Annotated in this window: 15 protein-coding genes, 3 tRNA genes and 3 rRNA genes; 12 read left to right on the forward strand and 9 right to left on the reverse strand. The window is 55.9% G+C overall.

Annotated elements, in window-relative coordinates; genetic code table 11:
• Nucleotides 1-63: 63 nt before the first annotated feature.
• The 3 genes from BM347_RS11365 (at nucleotide 64) to BM347_RS11375 (ending at nucleotide 3,973) form a co-directional block, all read left to right on the forward strand.
• Nucleotides 64-900, forward strand: coding sequence for an ABC transporter ATP-binding protein (locus BM347_RS11365; RefSeq protein WP_093916572.1), 837 nt, complete (start codon nucleotides 64-66; stop codon nucleotides 898-900).
• A 50-nt stretch (nucleotides 901-950) separates the two neighbouring features.
• Nucleotides 951-2,177: a phenylacetate--CoA ligase family protein gene (locus BM347_RS11370; RefSeq protein WP_093916573.1), complete on the forward strand. Its 1,227-nt coding sequence runs from the start codon at nucleotides 951-953 to the stop codon at nucleotides 2,175-2,177.
• Between the two features lie 131 nt (nucleotides 2,178-2,308).
• The gene (locus tag BM347_RS11375; RefSeq protein WP_245764250.1) at nucleotides 2,309-3,973 is read left to right on the forward strand and encodes an ABC transporter permease; all 1,665 of its coding nucleotides are present in this window, start codon (nucleotides 2,309-2,311) and stop codon (nucleotides 3,971-3,973) included.
• A gap of 100 nt (nucleotides 3,974-4,073) precedes the next feature.
• On the opposite strand, the gene BM347_RS11380 is transcribed toward BM347_RS11375, so the two are convergent.
• The 6 genes from BM347_RS11380 to BM347_RS11405 form a co-directional block, all read right to left on the reverse strand.
• Nucleotides 4,074-5,090 carry a Fe(3+) ABC transporter substrate-binding protein gene (locus tag BM347_RS11380; RefSeq protein ID WP_093916575.1) on the reverse strand — a complete coding sequence of 339 codons (1,017 nt, stop codon included), beginning with the start codon at nucleotides 5,088-5,090 and terminating at the stop codon, nucleotides 4,074-4,076.
• Nucleotides 5,091-5,222: 132 nt separating this feature from the next.
• Nucleotides 5,223-6,095: a glutathione-dependent disulfide-bond oxidoreductase gene (yghU, locus tag BM347_RS11385; protein ID WP_093916576.1), complete on the reverse strand. Its 873-nt coding sequence runs from the start codon at nucleotides 6,093-6,095 to the stop codon at nucleotides 5,223-5,225.
• Between the two features lie 120 nt (nucleotides 6,096-6,215).
• The gene (locus tag BM347_RS11390; protein ID WP_093916577.1) at nucleotides 6,216-6,974 is read right to left on the reverse strand and encodes an isocitrate lyase/PEP mutase family protein; all 759 of its coding nucleotides are present in this window, start codon (nucleotides 6,972-6,974) and stop codon (nucleotides 6,216-6,218) included.
• On the reverse strand, nucleotides 6,971-8,047 hold the full coding sequence (locus tag BM347_RS11395; protein WP_093916578.1) for a bifunctional transcriptional activator/DNA repair enzyme AdaA: 1,077 nt from the start codon (nucleotides 8,045-8,047) through the stop codon (nucleotides 6,971-6,973). The genes BM347_RS11390 and BM347_RS11395 overlap by 4 nt, the downstream gene beginning before the upstream one ends.
• 210 nt (nucleotides 8,048-8,257) lie before the next feature.
• Entirely contained in the window at nucleotides 8,258-8,383 is a 126-nt protein-coding gene (ykgO, locus tag BM347_RS11400; RefSeq protein ID WP_005850168.1) for a type B 50S ribosomal protein L36, read from the reverse strand.
• Between the two features lie 77 nt (nucleotides 8,384-8,460).
• A tRNA-Val gene (locus BM347_RS11405) sits at nucleotides 8,461-8,535 on the reverse strand.
• Between the two features lie 151 nt (nucleotides 8,536-8,686).
• Between BM347_RS11405 and BM347_RS11410 the strand changes: the two genes are divergently transcribed.
• On the forward strand, nucleotides 8,687-9,547 hold the full coding sequence (locus tag BM347_RS11410; RefSeq protein ID WP_093916579.1) for an N-formylglutamate amidohydrolase: 861 nt from the start codon (nucleotides 8,687-8,689) through the stop codon (nucleotides 9,545-9,547).
• 3 nt (nucleotides 9,548-9,550) lie between these two features.
• On the opposite strand, the gene BM347_RS11415 is transcribed toward BM347_RS11410, so the two are convergent.
• The 3 genes from BM347_RS11415 to BM347_RS11425 form a co-directional block, all read right to left on the reverse strand.
• Nucleotides 9,551-10,804: a DNA polymerase IV gene (locus BM347_RS11415; RefSeq protein WP_093916580.1), complete on the reverse strand. Its 1,254-nt coding sequence runs from the start codon at nucleotides 10,802-10,804 to the stop codon at nucleotides 9,551-9,553.
• A 433-nt stretch (nucleotides 10,805-11,237) separates the two neighbouring features.
• The gene (gene pyrF, locus BM347_RS11420) at nucleotides 11,238-11,927 is read right to left on the reverse strand and encodes an orotidine-5'-phosphate decarboxylase (protein ID WP_093916581.1); all 690 of its coding nucleotides are present in this window, start codon (nucleotides 11,925-11,927) and stop codon (nucleotides 11,238-11,240) included.
• A 138-nt stretch (nucleotides 11,928-12,065) separates the two neighbouring features.
• Complete coding sequence (locus BM347_RS11425) at nucleotides 12,066-12,359, reverse strand: orotidine 5-phosphate decarboxylase (protein ID WP_245764251.1); 294 nt, start codon at nucleotides 12,357-12,359, stop codon at nucleotides 12,066-12,068.
• Between the two features lie 301 nt (nucleotides 12,360-12,660).
• Between BM347_RS11425 and clpB the strand changes: the two genes are divergently transcribed.
• The 8 genes from clpB (at nucleotide 12,661) to rrf (ending at nucleotide 23,090) form a co-directional block, all read left to right on the forward strand.
• Entirely contained in the window at nucleotides 12,661-15,276 is a 2,616-nt protein-coding gene (gene clpB, locus BM347_RS11430; RefSeq protein ID WP_093916582.1) for an ATP-dependent chaperone ClpB, read from the forward strand.
• A 161-nt stretch (nucleotides 15,277-15,437) separates the two neighbouring features.
• Nucleotides 15,438-16,346 (forward strand): protein-methionine-sulfoxide reductase catalytic subunit MsrP, encoded by a 909-nt coding sequence (gene msrP, locus BM347_RS11435; RefSeq protein WP_093916583.1) that lies wholly within the window; start codon nucleotides 15,438-15,440, stop codon nucleotides 16,344-16,346.
• 15 nt (nucleotides 16,347-16,361) lie between these two features.
• Nucleotides 16,362-16,970 carry a protein-methionine-sulfoxide reductase heme-binding subunit MsrQ gene (gene msrQ / locus BM347_RS11440; RefSeq protein ID WP_425442459.1) on the forward strand — a complete coding sequence of 203 codons (609 nt, stop codon included), beginning with the start codon at nucleotides 16,362-16,364 and terminating at the stop codon, nucleotides 16,968-16,970.
• Between the two features lie 716 nt (nucleotides 16,971-17,686).
• A 16S ribosomal RNA gene (locus BM347_RS11445) occupies nucleotides 17,687-19,151 on the forward strand.
• A 155-nt stretch (nucleotides 19,152-19,306) separates the two neighbouring features.
• Nucleotides 19,307-19,383: transfer RNA gene (locus BM347_RS11450), tRNA-Ile, on the forward strand.
• An 18-nt stretch (nucleotides 19,384-19,401) separates the two neighbouring features.
• Nucleotides 19,402-19,477, forward strand: a tRNA-Ala gene (locus BM347_RS11455).
• 561 nt (nucleotides 19,478-20,038) lie between these two features.
• Nucleotides 20,039-22,885, forward strand: a 23S ribosomal RNA gene (locus BM347_RS11460).
• A 90-nt stretch (nucleotides 22,886-22,975) separates the two neighbouring features.
• A 5S ribosomal RNA gene (gene rrf / locus BM347_RS11465) occupies nucleotides 22,976-23,090 on the forward strand.
• The 16S, 23S and 5S rRNA genes sit together here with 2 tRNA genes alongside, the layout of an rRNA operon.
• Nucleotides 23,091-23,180 lie beyond the last annotated feature (90 nt).

Here is a 23,180-nt window from a genome sequence, read left to right on the forward strand (position 1 = left end):
GAATTGGGGTGCGGCGGCACGGTCGCCGCACCCCGACAACCGCCATCTATGAAAGAGACACCCATGCTGGACGCCACCCCAACGCCCGACGCGCAGGTCGAGACCCTTCTTGAGGTCAACAATATCGAAGTGATCTATAACTCGGTCATTCTGGTGCTCAAGGGCGTGAGCCTGAAGGTCCCCAAGGGCGGCATCACGGCCTTGCTGGGCGGCAATGGCGCGGGCAAGACGACGACGCTCAAGGCTGTGTCGAACCTGCTGCATTCGGAACGCGGCGAGGTGACCAAAGGGTCGATCAAGTACCGCAACGAGCCGGTGCACAGCTCGGACCCAGCCGAGATGGTCAAGCGCGGCGTCGTGCAGGTCATGGAAGGCCGGCATTGTTTTGAACACCTCACCATCGAAGAAAATCTGCTGACCGGGGCCTATACCCGCAGCGACGGCAAGGCGGCAATCGCCCGTGATCTTGAGATGGTGTATGATTATTTCCCACGCTTGCGCGAGCGGCGTAAATCGCAGGCGGGCTATACCTCGGGCGGCGAACAGCAGATGTGTGCGATTGGCCGCGCGTTGATGTCACGCCCCGAAACGATCCTGCTGGACGAGCCGTCGATGGGCCTTGCCCCGCAGTTGGTTGAGCAGATTTTCGAGATCGTGAAATCGGTGAACGAGAACGAAGGCGTGACCTTCTTGCTGGCCGAACAGAATACCAACGTGGCCCTGCGGTTTGCGCATTACGGATATATCCTTGAATCCGGCCGCGTGGTGATGGACGGCCCCGCCGCCGATCTGCGTGAAAACCAGGACGTTAAGGAATTCTATCTGGGCATGTCCGACGAAGGCCGCAAATCGTTCCGCGACGTGCGCAGCTACCGCCGCCGCAAGCGCTGGCTCAGCTGATCCGACCTTTGCCGCCAACCTGAACTTCATATGAATTGCGAGTAAGCAACATGGCACAGACGTCCCACTTTGATCAGCTCGAAACCCGCAGCCCCGAGGTGCGCGCCGCCGATCTGGCGCAGGCTTTGCCCGCCCAAATCGCCCGCGCCAAAGCGCTGAGCGGGTATGCCAGATCATTAGACGGCGTCGACCCTGCGACCATCACAAGCGCCGATGCGCTGGCCGCATTGCCCGTGCTCCGCAAGTCCGAGATTGGCAAGGCACAGGCGGCTTCGGCCCCTTTTGGCGGCTTCACCACCAAACCTGCCCATGGCTTTACCCATGTGTTCCAATCGCCGGGCCCGATTTACGAACCGTCGTCCAATGCACCTGACTGGTGGCGCATGGGTCGGTTTTTGCATGCGGTTGGCATCGGTGCAGGCGATATCGTGCACAACTGTTTTGGCTATCATCTGACCCCCGCCGGCATGATCTTTGAATCCGGCGCGCAGGCCGTAGGGGCCGCCGTGCTGCCCGCTGGCACCGGCCAGACCGAACTGCAGGTGATCGCCGCGTGCGATGTGGGCACCACCGCCTATGCAGGCACACCAGACTACCTCAAGATCATCCTCGAAAAAGCCGATGAAATGGGCGTGACCCTTGGGATCACCAAGGCTGCTGTTGGCGGCGGTGCGCTGTTCCCGTCCTTGCGCGACTATTACACGGGCCGCGGCATCACCTGCTTGCAAAGCTACGCTACCGCCGATCTGGGCAATATCGCCTATGAAAGCCCCGCGATGGAGGGGATGATCGTCGACGAGAACGTCATCGTTGAAATCGTCACCCCCGGCACCGGAAATCCCGTGCCCGCTGGCGAAGTCGGCGAAGTGATCGTGACCACGCTCAACCCCGACTACCCGTTGATCCGTTTCGCCACGGGTGACCTAAGCGCCATCCTGCCCGGCACATCGCCCTGCGGCCGCACCAATATGCGTATCAAAGGCTGGATGGGCCGCGCCGATCAAACGACCAAGATCAAAGGCATGTTCGTGCGCCCCGAACAGGTCGCCGCCCTCGTCGCCCACCACCCCGAGATCACCAAAGCCCGCGTCGTGGCCAGCCGCGCCGGTGAACAAGACGTGATGACCGTCCACATCGAATCCGACGGCGGTGATGCCGATGCCTATGCACAAACCGTGGTCAATGTGCTCAAGCTCAAAGGTAAGATCGTCATCGTGGCCCCCAACACCCTGCCCAAAGACGGCCTCGTGATCGAAGACCAACGCAGCTACGACTGAGAGACCGCCCCGCTTCTCTGGCTCTTAATTATCCTCGCCGAAGGCGGCACCACGCCGCACCATGCATGACGATAATTTTGCCCACCCCGCTGGTATTCTCGACTAGAATAGTCGAAACCGAATTTATGACCATGCACCAGAAACCTCCTGTTGAATATGCCGTCAAAGCCCCGCGCGACGGGTTGCGGGGGCTTGCGACGGTTGCGGTGTTGATTGCAGCCGCCTGCGCCTTGCCGATGCTTGCTGTGGTGGTGGCCGCCTTTGTGGGTGGCACGGACACGATACGCCATTTGATCGACACGGTTCTGCTGGGCTATGCGGGGACTACGCTGCTTCTGGTGGTCTTTGTTGCTTTGGGTACGTTTTTGGTGGGGGTCGGGGCCGCTTGGCTCGTCACCATGACCCGCTTTGCCGGGGTCAAAATCCTTGAAATCGCGCTGGTGCTGCCTTTGGCCTTTCCGGCCTACGTGTTGGCCTATGCCTATACCCATGTCTTGGACCACCCGGGCATTGTGCAAACGACACTACGCGATGTGACAGGCTGGGGTCCGCGCGACTATTGGTTCCCCGAGATCAGATCGCTGGGCGGTGCCGCCCTGATGCTGATCTTGGTGCTTTATCCTTACGTATATCTTCTGGCCCGCGCTGCGTTTTTGCAGCAGTCGGCCACGACATTTCTGGCGGCACGTGCCTTGGGCAGCAGTGCATGGGCCGCGTTCTACAAGGTCAGCCTGCCACTGGCGCGTCCGGCCATTGCAGGCGGTGTGCTGCTGACCGTGATGGAGACGATCGCAGATTTTGGCACGGTCGCCTATTTTGGCGTCCAGACCTTTGCGACGGGCATTTATACCAGCTGGTTTTCCCTGTTTGATAGGGCGGGTGCTGCGCAGCTGGCGCTTTGCTTGCTTAGCTTTGCACTGCTGCTGGCGATGCTTGAACGCATTCAGCGCGGCAAAGCGAAGTATCACGATCCCTCGCGCCGCGCCGTGGCGATGCCGCCGGTGCAATTGACCGGATGGCGTGCGGCGGTGGCATTCATTGCCTGTGGTGTGCCTGTGCTGCTCGGCGCTGTGCTGCCGGTCGTCATTTTGGTCTTCATGGGGCTAGGGTCCGAGCAGGATTTGCTCAGCCCGCGCTATCTGGGCTTTATCCGTAACTCGGCCACGTTGGCGGGCGTTGCAGCGGTCGTTACCGTGGCGGCGGCGGTTTGCGTGGGGTTCTTCCAGCGGCTGCGCCCGGGAGGTCTCTCCAACGCGGCGGCCTATGTGGCGCGCCTCGGCTATGCGGTGCCGGGCGGGGTGATCGCTGTGGGGCTGCTGGTACCGTTTGCCGCGTTTGACAACACGCTGGATGCCTGGATGCGCAGCACATTTGGCATCTCGACGGGGCTGTTGGTGACCGGGTCGATCTGGCTGCTGGTCGCGGCCTATATGGTGCGCTTTTTGGCGGCAGCTTTGGGCGCGTATGAGGGCGGGCAGGCGATGGTGCATGCGAATATGGATTCGGCGGCAAGGTCGTTGGGCGAGACGCCGATTGGTACCTTGCGCCGGGTGCATCTGCCGATCCTGACGCCAAGTCTGTTGACCGCGTTGTTGATCGTCTTTGTCGATGTGATGAAGGAGCTGCCCGCGACATTGATCATGCGGCCGTTCAACTATGACACGCTTGCGGTGCAGGCCTATCGGCTGGCCAGTGATGAACGCCTAGAGGGCGCAGCGGTGCCGTCGTTGGTGATCGTGGCGATGGGGTTGTTGCCGGTGGTCTTGATCTGCCGGCAGGTGGGACGGCAGCGCTGATACACCCGAATAGGTTTCACAGCACTGAGGTCAGACAGTAAAAAACCGCGCCAAAGTAGCTTTGGCGCGGTTCTGTGTTTGATGTGCGTGGGGCTTGGATTTATTCCCAGCCAACCGCGTTAAAGATTTTCTGAGCAGTTGGGATGTTCTCTGCCACTTCTGCCAGGTTCACATCATCTGCTTTGAATTCACCCAGTTTGGCGACCGATGGTGCCAGTTCCACACCTTCAACCGCTGGGAATTCGTCATTCCCGGCCGAGAAATAGGACTGCGCGCTGTCGGAGGACAGGTACTCAAGGAACTTCACCGCGTTGTCACGGTTTGGCGCGTTGGCGGCAACACCAGCACCGGACAGGTTCATATGTGCGCCTGTGCCGTCTTGGTCAGGAAAGACCCAACCGATTTTGGCGATGTCTGCGCTGACGCCGGAAACGTCTCTGCGGATGGCTCGTGCAAAGTAATAGGAGTTGGAGACAGCGATCTCACATTCGCCCGACACAATGCCGCGCAGCTGGTCGGTATCACCGCCCTGAGGTGCGCGTGCCATGTTGTCGACAACGCCCTGCGCCCATTCGGTTGCTTTCTCTTCGCCGTGGTGGGTGACAAGCGCAGCCAGCAGCGTTTGGTTGTAAGAGTTTGTGGACGACCGGATGCAGACTTTGCCCTTGTACGCAGGATCGGCCAGGTCGAGATAGTTCATCGGCGGGTTATCAACAGAGTCTTTAGCGTAGAAGATGATCCGCGAGCGTTGCGAAAAACCGAACCAGTTGTTGTCGGTGTCTTGCAGGTTGGCAGGAATGCGATCCTCAAGAATGTCGCTATCGACGGATTGCAGCAGACCCATGTTCTTGGCGCGGGCCAGACGGCTTGTATCAACCGTAATCATAACGTCGGCGGGGGAGTTCGCGCCTTCGGCTTCCATACGGGCCAGCAATTCGTCGGCTTTGCCTTCGATGCGGTTAATGGTGATGCCGGTCTGATCGGTAAAGTCGGAATACAGCTTTTCATCCGTGTCGTAATGGCGCGAGGAATACAGGTTTAGCTGTCCCTCGGCAAAAGCGGGCATGGCGACTGAGGCCAAAAGCACGGCAGCTAGAGCGGATTTTGTCAGGGTCATTGGTATATCCATCTGTTTTAGTAAACTTACAACTTTAGTAAGAAACAGATTTGGCCCCGGCAATCAAGGAGTTCTTGACTAAAAGACTAGGAGAGCGTTTTGCCGCCAATCAAGCGGCAAAACGCATGATGCTTAGGTGTCGGACCCGATCTTGTCTTGGGTTTTGGTGTCGAAATCGCTGGCATCATGACGTTCGTGCAGCTGCATCTCGGGGTCGCCAAAGGGACGGTTGACCATTCTGCCGCGCGTAACTGCGGGGCGCGCGTCGATCTTTTCGGCCCATTTCACCACGTTCTTATAAGACGCCACATCAAGGAACTCGGCTGCCTCGTACAAACGGCCCAAAACAAGCTGACCATACCATGCCCAGATCGCCATATCGGCGATGGAATATTCGCCCGCCATATAGTCGTTATCAGCAAGGTGGCGGTCTAGAACGTCCAACTGGCGCTTGGTCTCCATCGCAAAGCGGTCGATGCAATATTTGATTTTGACCGGCGCATAAGCATAGAAATGACCAAAACCGCCGCCCAGATAGGGCGCGCTGCCCATTTGCCAGAACAGCCAGGACATGCATTCGGTGCGCTGGCTTGGGTCTTTGGGCAGGAAGGCGTCAAACTTTTCTGCCAGATGCAGCATCATGGAGGCGGATTCGAAAATGCGCTGCGGTTTGTCACCGGAATGGTCCATCATCGCGGGGATTTTGGAGTTCGGGTTCACGTCAACAAAACCCGACCCGAACTGGTCGCCCTCGCCGATGTTGATCAACCATGCATCATATTCCGCGCCCTTGTGACCTGCGGCCAGCAGCTCTTCCAGCAGGACAGTGACCTTGACGCCGTTGGGTGTGGCCAGCGAATATAGCTGGATCGGATGCTTGCCCACGGGCAGCTCTTTCTCTGAGGTTGGGCCAGCAACGGGGCGGTTGATATTGGCGAATTTACCGCCGTTGCCTTGTTCCCATTCCCAGACGGCGGGGGGGGTATAGTCGGGCAGATCAGTCATGGAGATCCCTCTTGGTTTTGTCATTATGTCTGATGAGAACCTAGGGTGTGTGGGGGGGAGCGCAAGGGGGGGCGTCCGCTTGACCTTGGTGGCGAAACCCTTTGTGAAATGCGCGCTGGCCTACTTCAGCGCGTTGAACCGTTCGGTCAAATCAGACATCGCACTAAAATATGGCCCCGGACCATAGCTTGCGCGGGCAACGCCGACATTGGCAATTGCTTTGAGCGAAGCCAAATCGCCCCTCATCATGACATTCACAGGAAGACTTACCTGGTCAACCACCTGTTCGATCAGTGCAAGATCGGTCAGCCCCGGCACGAAATAGCCATCTGCACCTGCCTCTGCATAAGCTGCAGCGCGATCAATGGCTTCGGCAATTTGCTCGGGGTGCCTGGCTTGATCTGTACCAAGGAACAGATCGGTCCGCGCGTTGATGAACAACGGCACGCCTTCGCTTGCAGCGGCCTGACGCATTGCTTTAATCCGGGCGACCTGCGTCAAAATTGAATACAGCCCATCAGCTTGCACGACCCGATCCTCAAAGTTGACGCCAATGGCACCCGCTTTGATGACTTTTCTCGTGTTCTCGGCAACTTGCTTTGGATCAGACGAATAGCCTCCCTCAAAATCTACCGTCAGGGGAAGGTCGGTTGCTTGGGCGATACGCTCTACGATCTGCATCATAAATGCCAATGGAATAGCCTCACCGTCGTCATAACCCTGCGCTGCCGCCACGGACCAGCTTCCGGTTGCGACTGCTGCCGCACCCGCTTTGGACAGGGCATTGGCCCCACCAGCATCCCAGATATTGTATAAAACGACGGGGGCACCTTTCACATGCAACGACTTGAAGTGACGGGCTTTTTCGGACTGGTTCATGACAGCGTGCTTTCATAGGTTTGTTGTTTGTAATGCCGCTCGATTTCGAGAAGCTTTTGCTTGCGCCACAACCCGCCGCCATAGCCAGTTAAGGAACCATCTGCCCCGATAACGCGGTGGCAAGGCACGACAAGCGCGATCTGGTTTGCGCCGTTTGCACGGGCAACGGCGCGTGTTGCCGTTGGTCGACCGATGCGGGCGGCGATCTGTGAATAGCTGAACGTGACGCCCGGCGGGATTTGCCGTAACTCATCCCAGACACGCCGCGCGAAAGGTGCGCCATGATAGGCAAGTGGTGTGGTAAACTTAGACGATGTTCCGTCAAAAAACGCGGCTAGCTCAGCTTTGATCAACGTGCCAATTGCGGTCTTTCCGATGCCGATACGTCCTTTTGTCAGTTTATCAAGTTTGCTGAGCTCGGCTTTCAATGCTTTGCGATCGACAAACTCCAGCAAATGCAATTGCGATTCATCGCTGACCGAAATCATGTCCCCCAAAGGTGTCGCGATCCAATCGGCGTAAAGCATAGCAGAGCCATCGAGAGTACCGGGCGCGCGCCCCAAAAGCTGGGCAAATGCCGCGCGAAAAGCACTGGCAGATTCAAAGCGTGCATCAATCTGCGCATCTATCACCTTGCCCCCGTCCGAGATCGTTTCAAACCCGCCGCGCAGCCGTCGTTGCCGCGCCATTTCAAGAAAGGTCATCCCAAACTGTCGTTTAAAACTGCGCCGGATGGTGGACAGGTCAAAGCCCAAGCGCAGGATGTCGGCCTCTGACCACCGATACTCTGGCCGGGCCTCAAGGGCTGTAAGTAACGCGCCTATTGCCGGATCAGCAGATGCCATCGGCTCAAGAGGATGACACCGCTTGCAAGCACGAAACCCCGCTTCGATGCAGGCACCAACAGATGCATAGAAGGTGCAGTTCTCTGATTTCGGCTTTCGCGCCGGACAGGTAAGGCGGCAAAATACGCCGGTTGTTGCCACACCAACATAGGCCTGACCGTCATAGTCGGCATCGCGTGCTACAAGCGCTTGGTAAAGTGTAGCGTGATCTGGGAGGTCAAATAACATGTGACCACTATAGCCACCGCCAGATCCTATTGCCGCCTGAAATCGGGCGTGTATTCTATATTCTTTGCGAAATCGTTTTTCGCCGCTGGGAGGGGCGCGCAGTTGGCCACGACTGAGGCCTTATCCCATCACGGCTAGCATTCACCGAGCCCCCAAACAAAAAAGCCGCCCCCGAAGGAGCGGCCTTTTGTAATTTTCTGCGAGCAGTTCTTAACCCTGACGGGCTTTGAACCGGCGCTGCGTTTTGTTGATTACGTAAACGCGGCCTTTGCGACGCACAACGCGGCAGTCACGGTGCCGGTTCTTGAGCGAGCGGAGCGAATTGCGAACCTTCATGGTCGTTCTCCTGTGTCGTGGCGCGGGCCAGCGCCGGGTTGCGGGCAGCCTCGCGATTGCGAGGCCAATGAATCAGGTGGTGGGCGATACTGGGATCGAACCAGTGACCCCTTCGATGTCAACGAAGTGCTCTACCGCTGAGCTAATCACCCCCTATGTAACACGAAAACCAGCACCCCAAACAAAAACGGGGCGCGAAATTTCCGCGCCGGTAGCGGGGTCTATAAATAGAGTCGCAGGTATGATCAAGGGGTTTTGGCTTTGTAAAAACATGCGCTACTATGGTTTTTGAAAGGTGCCTTCATGTCCCACCCCTCATACGACATTATTTACCCAAAGCAGAACCTATCTTGTACGGTGTTTGCATCCCCGCATTCGGGGCGCAATTACACTGCTTCGTTCCTGAAATCCACTGTGCTGGACGCTCATACAATCCGCTCGTCCGAAGATGCTTTCGTGGACATGCTGTTTGATGTGGTTCCTCAGTATGGTGCGCCGTTTCTGATGGCGGGGGCACCGCGCGCCTATGTGGATCTGAACCGCGCCAGCGGTGAACTGGATCCGGCGTTGATCAACGGGGTCAGCCGCCAGGGGCATAACCCGCGCGTGGCCTCTGGCCTTGGGGTGATTCCGCGTGTTGTTGCGAATGGCCGTGCGATTTACCACGGCAAAATTACGCTGGAAGAGGCTGAAAAACGTATCGAAAACCACTGGCGGCCCTATCACGCGATCTTGCAGCAGTTGCTGAACGAGGCCCATCAGCGCCATGGGCAGGCTGTGCTGATTGATTGCCATTCCATGCCCCATGAGGCGGTAGACAGCGTCGCCCGGCAGGGGATGAAGCGGCCTGATGTCGTGTTGGGCGATCGTTTCGGGGCGGCTGCTAGCGGTGATGTGGTGGACCGGATCGAGGCCGCGCTAGTCGGTGCCGGGTTTACTGTAACGCGCAACACACCTTTTGCAGGGGCCTATATTACCCAAGCATATGGGCGCCCCCTGCGCGGGCAGCATGCCGTTCAGATCGAACTGGATCGGTCGCTATATATGGACGAGGCCCGCGTGCAGCCAAATGACCAATTCGAAGACGTGCGCAGGGCGCTGCAACAGGTTGTCGCCGAAATTGCGTTGATCGGGCAAGACCGCGCGCCATTGGCTGCAGAGTAGTAGTCAGCGCAACGCGCGGCCTTTAACGATGGCCTTGTCGCCGAAGCGGTTGCGAATCGCGTCTGTCGCGCGCTCGGCTTTGCCGCGCCGTCCGGCGTCGGGGTCCAATAGGTCACCAGACAGGTCCGCACCATCTGCATCGCTAAGGTCGGAAATCCCGCAGCCCAGCAGGCGATAGGGGCCGGGATCGTTCAGTTGATCGAACAGACCACGCGCCGTGCGGTAAATCCGGTCGGCCAATTGTGTCGGATCATACAGCGACACGCGCCGCGTGATCAGCGAAAAATCGGCTCGTTTTAGCTTGAGAACAACAACACGTCCGGCCATGTTTTTGGCCTTGGCGCGATCCGCCACTTTTTGCGCCATGCGCCACAGATGGCCGTCCAGCACTTCGGGGTCCGATGTGTCGTCGCTAAAGGTGGTCTCATTACTGATAGACTTCATCGGTTCATGGGATGAAACGCGGCGTTTGTCTTGACCGCGTGCAAGATGCCACAGGCGGTCGCCCATGCTGCCAAAGCGCGCGGTCAGGTCGGTCTGTTCCCACCGCAACAGGTCGGAAAATGTTTGAATGCCCGCTTTGTTCAACGATGCCAGCGTGGCAGCCCCCACGCCCCAGATCATGCTTACGGGCTTGTCGTGCAAAAACGCCGCCGTCTCGTCTTGGCCGATGATTGAAAAGCCATGCGGTTTGTCCAGATCAGACGCGACTTTTGCCAGGAATTTGTTGTGGGACAGCCCGATCGATCCGGTCAGGCCCAGCTCAGTCTTCATGCGCCGCACCAGTTTGGCCAGCATCACTGCGGGCGGTGCGCCGTGCAGTTTCGTCGTGCCGGTCATATCCAGAAACGCCTCATCCAGCGAAAGCGGCTCAATGGCGGGGGTCAGTTCCTCCATCATTGCGCGAATGGCGCGGGATGCGTCTACATATGCGTCCATGCGAGGCTTGATGATCACCGCCTCGGGGCAAAGCTTGAGCGCCTGAAACATTGGCATGGCGGATCTGACACCCTTGATTCGTGCGATATAACAGGCGGTTGACACCACGCCGCGCCGTCCACCGCCAATTATAACAGGTTTCCCGTTCAACTCAGGATTGTCTCTCTTTTCGACGGAGGCATAGAAGGCATCGCAATCCATATGGGCGATGGACAGGTCGAAAAGTTCTGGGTGCGATGTCACACGGGGGCTGCCGCAAGCCGGGCACCGGCGCGCGGGTGATATCTGGGTCAGGCAATCGCGGCAAACTGCGGGCATAGGGGGTATATGGACCTACATGGGATGCGAACAAGATACCGCAGGTCGCGCGGTTTGAACATGGTGCCACAGGGGCAGAGAGCACTAATACTTAAGTATATACCGGATTGGGCGCGCGCGGGGCCGTTATGTCGGGTCGCTGGGTATGTCGCAGGACGCGCGTTCACGCCTAACCCACTCTGTCGTAATACAAAGCGGGCGACACGCGCCAGAAGCGAGAGCGGAAAGATGCGGAATTAAGGGGGAGGAAAAGAGCCCCCCGCAACCAGCGGGGGGAGGTGACGAACATCAGGAAGAACCAGTTCGTCGGGGAGTATCACCAAAGTAAGGTTGCCATATCATTCTTGGGATACAAAGGCAGAATTCCCGTATTACGACAGTAAAGCTGGGTCTGTTACCCATTAAGCACAGTCAACGATTAAAGGTGGCCGGATTAAGGCAATTCGGCCAGTACAGCGCGTGCTGCGGCGCTTGGATCGTCGGCTTGCCAGATCGGTCTGCCCACTACGATATGGTCCGCGCCGTCCTTGATCGCCTGATGCGGGGTGGCGACACGTTTTTGATCGCCCAAGGCCGCGCCTTGGGGGCGCACGCCGGGGGTTACAATCAGCTTGCCCTGCGATTGAGGCAGCGCCCGGATCAGCGCCGCTTCTTGCGGCGAGGCTATGACCCCGTCTGCGCCCGCTTCAAAGGCGCGGCCAGCGCGGGTGGCGACCAGATCGGGAATGTCACCTTGCTGGATCAATGCCGCATCAAGATCAGCGCGGTCCAGTGATGTCAGAACTGTTACAGCCAGAATTTTCATGCGTGACCCGGCAGCACCTTCCATTGCGGCGCGCACAACGTTGGGGTCGCCATGGACGGTCAGGAAATCCAGATCGAACTGCGCCAAACCGCGCACGGCTGCCTCGACAGTGGCACCGATATCGAACAGTTTCATATCAAGAAAGACCCGTTTGCCATGTTCCTGGATCAGCTCATTGGCAAGGCCAAGCCCGCCGGTGGTCAACATCCCCAGCCCGATTTTATAAAATCCGACGTTATTGCCCAGCTTTTGCGCCAGTTCCAATCCGGCGACGGCGTGAGGAACATCAAGGGCAAGGATTAGACGGTCATCTGACATGGGGGCACTCCGGTTGTTGGGGCAGGGGCAAACGGTTGTGCTTTACGGTGTCGGGCTGCCCATGTCCATTATAATGCAAGCCGGAAAAGGCAGGTGCAGCTTCTGGCGGTGCAGATATTGCGCCGCCCGTCAAATGTTTCAGGCAGCGCGCAGGCCTGACAGGCTGGCGATATGCGCAAGCCAAGTTTTGGGGTCGAAACGTTGTCTTCCACCACGCGGCGGCGTGGATTGAAACTGCAATTCGCTGAACATGCCGCTGCGGGTCGCGTGACGCCGCTCGGCCTGTTTGCGCAAGCCTGATGCGGCATCCGCGAAGGATGTCGTAATAGGTGCATTGATCGAACAGGCATATTTGCAAGAGCCGTCGATGTCGTGAACAGTTACCAGCGCCTCAAAGCATTGCTCGGCGGCGTTATAGATTACATCGGTCATTTGTACTGGTCGCGTTTGCATGTTTCGTACCTTTTTGAGTCCAACATCAGTCATCTGTACGATGGGGTGTTCCGTTGTCGTCTGGCATAAAAACGACTCTATGGCCCAAAGAGTTCCAATTGCCTGAATCACACTGGCGGAAAGCTGCGCGTTGGGATTCATTATGAAAAACCACGTATTATGTTAAAGGCCCCTTGAAACCGGCGGCCTGCGACATTTGATTTAGGTCAAGGCCCACAAAGTGACGTGCTGCTATTCAGGCGTCAAAATCACAGGGCGCTTAACTGAAAAGGAGAGAACCATGGACTTGAGCAAGTTCACGGAGAGATCGCGTGGCTTTATTCAGGCAGCGCAGACAATCGCAACAAGAGAGAGCCACCAACGGCTCATGCCGGAGCATCTGCTCAAAGCGTTGATGGATGACGATCAAGGGCTGGCAAGCAATTTGATCACTGCGTCTGGCGGGGATGCATCCGCCGTTGTCGAAGCATTGACCTTGTCGATGGGCAAGATGCCCAAAGTGTCTGGCGACGCGGCCCAAGTATATCTGGACAATACCACCGCCAAAGTTCTGGCCGAGGCTGAAGAACTGGCCAAGAAAGCCGGTGATAGCTTTGTACCTGTTGAGCGCGTTTTGATGGCGCTGTGCATGGTGAAATCTGGTGCAAAGGATGCATTGGACAGTGGTAAGGTGACGGCGCAAGCGCTGAACACGGCTATTAATGATGTGCGCAAGGGGCGGACGGCGGATACCGCCAGCGCCGAAGAAGGCTATGACGCGCTGAAGAAGTACAGCCTCGATCTGACAGAACGTGCCCGCGACGGTAAAATCGACCCTATCATTGGCCGGGACGAAGAAATTCGTCGTGCAATGCAGGTGCTTAGCCGTCGTACCAAGAACAACCCGGTTCTGATCGGTGAGCCCGGCGTTGGTAAAACCGCAATCGCCGAAGGCTTGGCCTTGCGGATTGTCGATGGTGACGTACCCGAAAGCCTGCGCAACAAACGTTTGTTGGCGCTGGACATGGGGGCTTTGATCGCCGGCGCAAAATACCGCGGTGAATTCGAAGAGCGCCTGAAGGCCGTTCTGACCGAAGTGACCGAAGCCGCTGGCGAAGTGATCTTGTTCATCGACGAAATGCACACCCTTGTTGGTGCAGGTAAGGCGGATGGCGCGATGGATGCGGCCAACTTGATCAAGCCCGCATTGGCGCGCGGTGAACTGCACTGCGTTGGTGCCACCACCTTGGATGAATACCGCAAATACGTTGAAAAAGACGCAGCACTTGCGCGGCGGTTCCAGCCCGTGATGGTGAATGAACCCACGGTCGAAGACACTGTATCGATTTTGCGCGGTATTAAGGAAAAGTACGAACTGCACCACGGTGTACGCATTAGTGACAGTGCTTTGGTCGCTGCGGCGACACTGTCGCATCGCTATATCACCGACCGCTTCCTGCCGGACAAGGCGATTGACCTGATGGACGAAGCGGCCAGCCGCTTGCGGATGCAGGTCGACAGCAAACCCGAAGAACTGGACGCGCTGGACCGTCAGATCATGCAGCTGCAGATCGAAGCCGAGGCGTTGAAGAAAGAAGATGACGCCGCGAGCAAAGACCGGCTGGAAAAGCTGGAAAAAGAGCTGAGCGATCTTCAGGAAAAAGCCGATGCGATGACCGCGCAATGGCAAAGCGAACGCGACCGTCTTGAAGGCGCGCGGGAGCTGAAGGAAAAGCTGGACCGTGCCCGGGCCGAGCTGGATATCGCCAAGCGCGAAGGCAATCTGGCCAAAGCCGGGGAGCTGTCTTACGGCGTCATTCCCGATCTGGAACGCCAACTTGGCGAGGCCGAGGAGAGCGAAGCGGATGTGATGGTGGAAGAGGCCGTGCGCCCCGACCAGATCGCAAGCGTGGTTGAACGCTGGACAGGTATTCCTGCGGGCCGGATGCTGGAAGGCGAACGTGACAAGCTGTTGCGCATGGAAGAGCAGTTGCACAACCGTGTGATTGGTCAGGACCAAGCGGTCAAAGCCGTCGCGAATGCGGTGCGCCGTGCACGGGCCGGTCTGAACGACGAGGCGCGGCCTTTGGGCAGCTTCTTGTTCCTTGGGCCGACCGGCGTGGGTAAGACCGAGCTGACCAAAGCTGTGGCCGAGTTCCTGTTCGACGACGAAAACGCGATGGTGCGGATCGACATGAGCGAATTTATGGAGAAACACGCCGTGTCTCGCTTGATCGGTGCCCCTCCCGGCTATGTCGGCTATGACGAAGGCGGCGTTTTGACCGAAGCCGTGCGGCGCAGACCCTATCAGGTGGTGCTGTTTGACGAGGTCGAAAAGGCGCACCCTGATGTGTTCAACGTGCTGTTGCAGGTTCTTGACGATGGTGTGCTGACCGATGGCCAGGGCCGCAAGGTTGATTTCAAGCAAACGCTGATCGTTTTGACCAGCAACCTTGGTGCCCAAGCGCTAAGCCAGTTGCCCGAAGGCGGGGATATGGCGCAGGCCAAGCGGGATGTCATGGACGCGGTGCGCGGGCATTTCCGGCCCGAGTTCCTGAACCGTCTGGATGAAACGATCATCTTTGACCGTTTGGCACGCGCTGACATGAACGGGATCGTTGATATCCAGATCAGCCGTTTGCTCAAACGTCTTGCCGGTCGCAAGATTGATCTGCAGCTGGACGATGATGCGCGGCAATGGCTCGCGGATGAAGGCTATGACCCTGTGTTCGGTGCACGGCCGTTGAAGCGGGTGATCCAACGTGCGCTCCAGGATCCGCTGGCTGAGATGATCCTGGCCGGGGATGTGATGGATGGTGATCTGATCCCCGTCACCTCGGGTGCGGATGGTCTGATCATTGGTGATCGGGTGGCGGCCAGCAATAGGCCAAAACCGGATGACGCGACCGTTCACTAAGCGACACTATATATAACAGTAACAAAGGGCCGTGGCATTTGCTGCGGTCCTTTGCGTTTTGGTGACAATAAGGTGTGATTGCTGAAATGTGGTGGCATACCGTTTGGTCGATCCCGATCCGGGCGCTATCTACTATATATATAGATGTAAGGAGCGCCCGAATGGCCAACCGCTGGATCAATACGCTGACCGAAAAAGACGTGACCCCTGAGGCCGCGTTCATGAACCGACGGCAGATCATGGGGGGGGCCTTGGCGGGGATCGGTTTGGCAGGGATCAGCAGCAGCGCCAGCGCGGCACCCGAAGGGTTGGAGCCGAACACCTACGAGGAAATCACATCCTACAATAACTACTACGAGTTCGGCACCGGCAAGGATGACCCGGCTAAATATGCAGATGCGCTGACCATTGAGCCGTGGACGGTCGAAATTGATGGCATGGTCGACAAACCGGGTGCCTACGCGTTCGAAGACATCTTGAAGGCGATGACCATCGAAGAGCGGCTCTATAAATTCCGCTGTGTCGAGGCGTGGTCGATGGTGATCCCCTGGAACGGGTTTGAACTGGCTGATCTGTTGAACATGGCAGGGGTACAGTCCGGCGCGAAATATGTGGCGTTCGAAACAGCCCTACGCCCTGACGAAATGCCCGGCGTCGCCTATCCGGTTCTGGACTGGCCCTATGTTGAAGGGTTGCGGCTGGACGAGGCCATGCACCCGCTGACGATTATGGCGACGGGCGTGTATGGCAAAGACATCCTGAAACAGAACGGCGCGCCGCTGCGTTTGGTCGTGCCGTGGAAGTACGGCTATAAATCGATCAAGTCTGTGGTGCGGATCACCTTGACCGATACGCAGCCCCCAACAAGCTGGAACAAAGCCAATGCCCGCGAATACGGGTTCTATAGTAATGTGAACCCCACGGTTGATCACCCGCGCTGGTCGCAGGCGACCGAACGGGCGATTGGCAGTGGCCTGTTCTCAAAACGCATCGAGACCGAGATGTTCAACGGATACGAAGAAGACGTGGCAGCGCTCTATGCTGGCATGGACCTGACCAAAGACACCTAAGGCAGGGCGGACGACGTGGCGCATATCGTGGATCAGGTAAACGGATTTGTCCGCAAGGTCCCGACATGGCCTGTCTATATACTATGTGTTCTGCCCGTGCCGTGGTTGCTGTACTTGGCACAAACCGGCGGCTTGGGTGTAGAGCCCATCAGGGCGCTGGAACATGAGCTGGGACAGATTGCGCTTCAACTTCTTATCGCGGGACTGACGATTACACCTTTGCGGAGATACGCAGGTCTGAACCTGCTCAAGTTTCGCCGATGCTTGGGCTTGATGGCCTTTCTATATGTATCACTGCATCTGTTGGTTTGGCTGGTTTTGGATATCGGCATTCTAAGCCAGATCTGGGCCGACATTATCAAGCGTCCCTATATCACCATTGGCATGGCGGGCTTTCTTTGTTTGATCCCGTTGGCCGTGACATCAAACAGCTATTCGATCCGCAAGCTGGGGCCGAAATGGCGCAGCCTACACAAGCTGACCTATCTGGCTGTGATCTTGGGCGGGGTGCACTTCATCTGGCTGGTCAAAGGGTTTCAGCCCGAACCGCTGCTCTACATGGCCGTGATTCTTGGTTTGCTGGCGCTGCGGCTGCCAAAACGCCGAAAACGGCAACCTATCTGATTTGATTCTGCCGGACCCGGGGCGATTCCAGACCGATTCACCGGAATCTGCGTCGAAATGGTGGCGCAAACGGCTGCGCTGAATGGTCGAGTCGTGGGGCCTTCTGTGGATAACTCAAAAGGTTCCCGAAAAGGTTCCACGCCTTACCTTTAGTAAGAGTAATAATCGTATCCAAACACCCAGAGATCACGCATCATTTGCCAATCAACATGCTGATTTTAAGTAAAAATTCAGGAAATTAAGAAAAAGTGCAATATTGTCAAAAAAGGGGTTGCGGGTATTTGGAACAAACCTTAGAACCCCCCTTACCGGAGACGCAGACAAGCCGACACGGTGCGCTAGACGGGACGGACGGAGCTGAGAGGCGATGGAGGTTCAGGAGGCGGAGAAATTCTGAGGTATTCGAGGCGGGGCGCGCTGAAAGTTACGGCGCATCTTGGTTTCTTTTGTCTCAACGCTCTTTGAAATTGATAATATCTGAAGAGATATGTGGGCGGTTTGGTTCATTCGATGGATCAACCTCTTCATATCGCGCTGGTAGCGACGGGCCATTTGGTCTTTAGCGATGATCCAGTGTCAGCTTCACTGTTTGGACGGCTTTCGGCTACTTTGTAGCTCTAAGCACAACAAACAGAAAAGACGCCTGTAGTATTCAGTAAGTACTGCAGGTCGATGTGCAGAGGTTCGACGTCAAGGATATGATGGTAACATCATTTCAACTTGAGAGTTTGATCCTGGCTCAGAACGAACGCTGGCGGCAGGCCTAACACATGCAAGTCGAGCGCAGTCCTTCGGGACCGAGCGGCGGACGGGTTAGTAACGCGTGGGAACATACCCTTTTCTACGGAATAGCCTCGGGAAACTGAGAGTAATACCGTATAAGCCCTTCGGGGGAAAGATTTATCGGGAAAGGATTGGCCCGCGTTAGATTAGATAGTTGGTGGGGTAACGGCCTACCAAGTCTACGATCTATAGCTGGTTTTAGAGGATGATCAGCAACACTGGGACTGAGACACGGCCCAGACTCCTACGGGAGGCAGCAGTGGGGAATCTTAGACAATGGGCGCAAGCCTGATCTAGCCATGCCGCGTGTGTGATGAAGGTCTTAGGATCGTAAAGCACTTTCGCCAGGGATGATAATGACAGTACCTGGTAAAGAAACCCCGGCTAACTCCGTGCCAGCAGCCGCGGTAATACGGAGGGGGTTAGCGTTGTTCGGAATTACTGGGCGTAAAGCGTACGTAGGCGGATCAGAAAGTAGGGGGTGAAATCCCAGGGCTCAACCCTGGAACTGCCTCCTAAACTCCTGGTCTTGAGTTCGAGAGAGGTGAGTGGAATTCCAAGTGTAGAGGTGAAATTCGTAGATATTTGGAGGAACACCAGTGGCGAAGGCGGCTCACTGGCTCGATACTGACGCTGAGGTACGAAAGTGTGGGGAGCAAACAGGATTAGATACCCTGGTAGTCCACACCGTAAACGATGAATGCCAGTCGTCGGGCAGTATACTGTTCGGTGACACACCTAACGGATTAAGCATTCCGCCTGGGGAGTACGGTCGCAAGATTAAAACTCAAAGGAATTGACGGGGGCCCGCACAAGCGGTGGAGCATGTGGTTTAATTCGAAGCAACGCGCAGAACCTTACCAACCCTTGACATCCTGTGCTAACTCGAGAGATCGAGCGTTCACTTCGGTGACGCAGTGACAGGTGCTGCATGGCTGTCGTCAGCTCGTGTCGTGAGATGTTCGGTTAAGTCCGGCAACGAGCGCAACCCACATCCTTAGTTGCCAGCAGGTTAAGCTGGGCACTCTAGGGAAACTGCCCGTGATAAGCGGGAGGAAGGTGTGGATGACGTCAAGTCCTCATGGCCCTTACGGGTTGGGCTACACACGTGCTACAATGGCAGTGACAATGGGTTAATCCCAAAAAGCTGTCTCAGTTCGGATTGGGGTCTGCAACTCGACCCCATGAAGTCGGAATCGCTAGTAATCGCGTAACAGCATGACGCGGTGAATACGTTCCCGGGCCTTGTACACACCGCCCGTCACACCATGGGAGTTGGTTCTACCCGACGACGCTGCGCTAACCTTCGGGGGGCAGGCGGCCACGGTAGGATCAGCGACTGGGGTGAAGTCGTAACAAGGTAGCCGTAGGGGAACCTGCGGCTGGATCACCTCCTTTCTAAGGATGTTTCTAGTAAATGAGCTTGCTCATCTCGTGAAACACTTAGCAGGACAGCAAACAAAGCTGTCCACATCAAGGCATCGCAAGATGACCTTTCGGACCGAGCCGTCCTCATATCTCTTCAGAACAAGAACACGAGCTACCGCTCGTATGGGTCGGTAGCTCAGGTGGTTAGAGCGCACGCCTGATAAGCGTGAGGTCGGAGGTTCAAGTCCTCCTCGACCCACCATATCCCTCGGGGAATGATGGGGCCTTAGCTCAGCTGGGAGAGCGCCTGATTTGCATTCAGGAGGTCAGGAGTTCGATCCTCCTAGGCTCCACCAAATACTTCACGCAGTGAGGTGTAAATACAGTGATTAGACCGGCAAGCAGTTTCGACTGTTTGCCCGTCCAATCGGACGGTGCGGAAACGCATTGGTGACATTCCTTTGGAATGCACCTGATTGACATCGTAAAGAGAGATACAGTTACTTTGAGAGTAATCTTAAAGTAACAAACAACACGATCCGATCTTACCGAGTAAGGTAATGATCTCGGTTGCTGCTTCTTAGGAAGCCGGTGTTTAGCGGACTGTTTCCTCGGTCTTTTAATCATATCGCGACTGAAATAGACGTGTTGTCCAAGTCAAGTACACTAACCAGAGACATGACGCCTACTTCCTGCACGGAAGGTGGGCTAGATGCATGTCTCGCTGTCCACTCTTAGAGAGTGGGCGGGTAAAAGTATGCTTTTGATCTGGAATAAGGAAAGACAGTTTCTTACCAGCTTCTGTCTTCCACGTTAGACTGGTGTTCTACATTCTATCGGCCGTTGAGGGTCTAAATTGTCCTCAAGTAGCCGAATAGGCGGTAGGACATTAAACCAGTCTTGCTTTTTCTGGATCAAATCAAGCGCGAAAAGGGCGTTTGGTGAATGCCTTGGCAGTAAGAGGCGATGAAAGACGTGATACTCTGCGATAAGTCATGGGGAGCTGAGAATAAGCTTTGATCCATGAATTTCTGAATGGGGCAACCCACCTGATACTTTGTTATTATTACCCTTCTGGGTAGCTAATAATGAGGTAAACCAGGTATTTATAGACTGAATACATAGGTTTATAAAAGCAAACCCGGGGAACTGAAACATCTAAGTACCCGGAGGAAAGGAAATCAATTGATACTCCCCTAGTAGCGGCGAGCGAACGGGGACCAGCCGAGCCTCAATTGTGGTTAGAATGCGTTGGAATGCGCAACCAAAGTGGGTGATAGTCCCGTATAAGAAGCATGAGAGGACGTATTAAGTAGGGCGGAACACGTGAAATTCTGTCTGAAGATCGGAGGACCACCTTCGAAGGCTAAGTACTCCTTACTGACCGATAGTGAACCAGTACCGTGAGGGAAAGGTGAAAAGCACCCCGACGAGGGGAGTGAAACAGTACCTGAAACCGAACGCCTACAATCAGTTGGAGGATCTTTACGATCTGACAGCGTACCTTTTGTATAATGGGTCATCGACTTGGTCTCACAAGCAAGCTTAAGCCGTTAGGTGTAGGCGCAGCGAAAGCGAGTCTTAATAGGGCGTTGAGTTTGTGGGATCAGACCCGAAACCGAGTGATCTAGGCATGGCCAGGTTGAAGGTAAGGTAACACTTACTGGAGGACCGAACCCACATCCGTTGAAAAGGATCGGGATGAGCTGTGCCTAGGGGTGAAAGGCCAATCAAACTCGGAGATAGCTGGTTCTCTGCGAAATCTATTTAGGTAGAGCGTCATCCGAATACCCTCGGGGGTAGAGCACTGGATGGGTAATGGGGCCCCACAGGCTTACTGATCCTAACCAAACTCCGAATACCGAGGAGTACTAGATGGCAGACACACGGCGAATGCTAACGTCCGTCGTGAAGAGGGAAACAACCCTGACCTACAGCTAAGGCCCCTAATTCATGGCTAAGTGGGAAAGCAGGTGAGACGACCAAAACAACCAGGAGGTTGGCTTAGAAGCAGCCATCCTTTAAAGATAGCGTAACAGCTCACTGGTCTAAATAAGTTGTCTTGCGGCGAAGATGTAACGGGGCTCAAGCCATGAGCCGAAGCTTAGGATGCATTTATTGCATGGTAGCAGAGCGTAGTGTGACATAATTCCATGTCTCCTTAGCCCAAGGTGGGTTTTACCCACCCTACGGTCTTGGAGACGCGGAGTTTTCTGTGAAGCCGGCCTGTGAGGGATCCGGTGGAGAGATCACTAGTGAGAATGATGACATGAGTAGCGACAAAGAGTGTGAGAGACACTCTCGCCGAAAATCCAAGGGTTCCTGCTTAAAGCTAATCTGAGCAGGGTAAGCCGACCCCTAAGGCGAGGCCGAAAGGCGTAGTCGATGGGAACCAGGTTAATATTCCTGGGCCAGATGGAAGTGACGGATCTCGAGGGTAGTTCATCCTTATCGGATTGAATGGGCTGCTTAGAGGTCCCTGGAAATAGCTCCATCGCTAGATCGTACCCTAAACCGACACAGGTGGATAGGTAGAGAATACCAAGGCGCTTGAGAGAACTATGTTGAAGGAACTCGGCAAAATACCTCCGTAAGTTCGCGAGAAGGAGGCCCGGTTCCTAGGCAACTAGGGGCTGGGGGCACAAACCAGGGGGTGGCGACTGTTTATTAAAAACACAGGGCTCTGCGAAGTCGTAAGACGACGTATAGGGTCTGACGCCTGCCCGGTGCCTGAAGGTTAAAAGGAGGGGTGAGAGCTCTGAATTGAAGCCCAGGTAAACGGCGGCCGTAACTATAACGGTCCTAAGGTAGCGAAATTCCTTGTCGGGTAAGTTCCGACCTGCACGAATGGCGTAACGACTTCCCCGCTGTCTCCAACATAGACTCAGCGAAATTGAATTACCGGTCAAGATGCCGGTTACCCGCGGTTAGACGGAAAGACCCCGTGCACCTTTACTACAACTTCACACTGGCATTAGGCCGAACATGTGCAGGATAGGTGGTGGGCTTTGAAGCGTGAACGCCAGTTTGCGTGGAGCCTCCCTTGAGATACCACCCTTGTTCTGCTTGATGTCTAACCGCGGTCCGTTATCCGGATCCGGGACCCTGTGTGGTGGGTAGTTTGACTGGGGCGGTCGCCTCCTAAATCGTAACGGAGGCGCGCGAAGGTTGGCTCAGAGCGGTCGGAAATCGCTCGTTGAGTGCAATGGCAGAAGCCAGCCTGACTGCGAGACTGACAAGTCGAGCAGAGTCGAAAGACGGCCATAGTGATCCGGTGGTCCCAAGTGGGAGGGCCATCGCTCAACGGATAAAAGGTACGCCGGGGATAACAGGCTGATACTGCCCAAGAGTCCATATCGACGGCAGTGTTTGGCACCTCGATGTCGGCTCATCTCATCCTGGGGCTGGAGCAGGTCCCAAGGGTACGGCTGTTCGCCGTTTAAAGAGGTACGTGAGCTGGGTTTAGAACGTCGTGAGACAGTTCGGTCCCTATCTTCCGTGGGTGTAGGATACTTGAGAGGAGTTGCCCCTAGTACGAGAGGACCGGGGTGAACGATCCACTGGTGGACCAGTTGTTATGCCAATAGCAGTGCTGGGTAGCTATGATCGGACAGGATAACCGCTGAAGGCATCTAAGCGGGAAGCCCCCCTCAAAACAAGGTATCCCTGAGAGCCGAGGTAGACCACCTCGTCGATAGGCCAGAGATGTAAGCGTAGTAATACGTTCAGTTGACTGGTACTAATGGCTCGATAGGCTTGATTTGATCCAGTAGAAGCAAGACTTTTACTCATCATTCAAAAGCATACACACATACATAACTGTACTGACTTGGACATTTGTTGAATTTATTCGGTTTGGTGGTCATAGCGTAAGCAAAACACCCGATCCCATCCCGAACTCGGCAGTTAAGTGCTACTGCGCCAATGGTACTGCGTCTTAAGACGTGGGAGAGTAGGTCACCGCCAAACCTAATAAGTTCAATAAATGTATATCTCTCAATACGATAACAATACAAAAAACGCCCGCTGTGAAAATATCACAGCGGGCGTTCTTGCGTT

Origin of the sequence: Sulfitobacter marinus, assembly GCF_900116285.1 — a bacterium.
Lineage (GTDB): Bacteria > Pseudomonadota > Alphaproteobacteria > Rhodobacterales > Rhodobacteraceae > Sulfitobacter > Sulfitobacter marinus.

Excerpts from the sequence above, each read along its gene's own strand:
- BM347_RS11365 (WP_093916572.1), top strand. The coding sequence starts at position 64 with ATGCTGGACGCCACCCCAACGCCCGACGCGCAGGTCGAGACCCTTCTT.
- pyrF (WP_093916581.1), bottom strand. The coding sequence starts at position 11,927 with ATGTCAGATGACCGTCTAATCCTTGCCCTTGATGTTCCTCACGCCGTC.
- BM347_RS11390 (WP_093916577.1), bottom strand. The coding sequence starts at position 6,974 with ATGAACCAGTCCGAAAAAGCCCGTCACTTCAAGTCGTTGCATGTGAAA.
- yghU (WP_093916576.1), bottom strand. The coding sequence starts at position 6,095 with ATGACTGATCTGCCCGACTATACCCCCCCCGCCGTCTGGGAATGGGAA.
- BM347_RS11425 (WP_245764251.1), bottom strand. The coding sequence starts at position 12,359 with ATGACCGATGTAATCTATAACGCCGCCGAGCAATGCTTTGAGGCGCTG.
- BM347_RS11395 (WP_093916578.1), bottom strand. The coding sequence starts at position 8,047 with ATGTTATTTGACCTCCCAGATCACGCTACACTTTACCAAGCGCTTGTA.
- ykgO (WP_005850168.1), bottom strand. The coding sequence starts at position 8,383 with ATGAAGGTTCGCAATTCGCTCCGCTCGCTCAAGAACCGGCACCGTGAC.
- BM347_RS11380 (WP_093916575.1), bottom strand. The coding sequence starts at position 5,090 with ATGACCCTGACAAAATCCGCTCTAGCTGCCGTGCTTTTGGCCTCAGTC.
- clpB (WP_093916582.1), top strand. The coding sequence starts at position 12,661 with ATGGACTTGAGCAAGTTCACGGAGAGATCGCGTGGCTTTATTCAGGCA.
- BM347_RS11375 (WP_245764250.1), top strand. The coding sequence starts at position 2,309 with ATGCACCAGAAACCTCCTGTTGAATATGCCGTCAAAGCCCCGCGCGAC.
- msrP (WP_093916583.1), top strand. The coding sequence starts at position 15,438 with ATGGCCAACCGCTGGATCAATACGCTGACCGAAAAAGACGTGACCCCT.
- BM347_RS11410 (WP_093916579.1), top strand. The coding sequence starts at position 8,687 with ATGTCCCACCCCTCATACGACATTATTTACCCAAAGCAGAACCTATCT.
- BM347_RS11370 (WP_093916573.1), top strand. The coding sequence starts at position 951 with ATGGCACAGACGTCCCACTTTGATCAGCTCGAAACCCGCAGCCCCGAG.
- BM347_RS11415 (WP_093916580.1), bottom strand. The coding sequence starts at position 10,804 with ATGCCCGCAGTTTGCCGCGATTGCCTGACCCAGATATCACCCGCGCGC.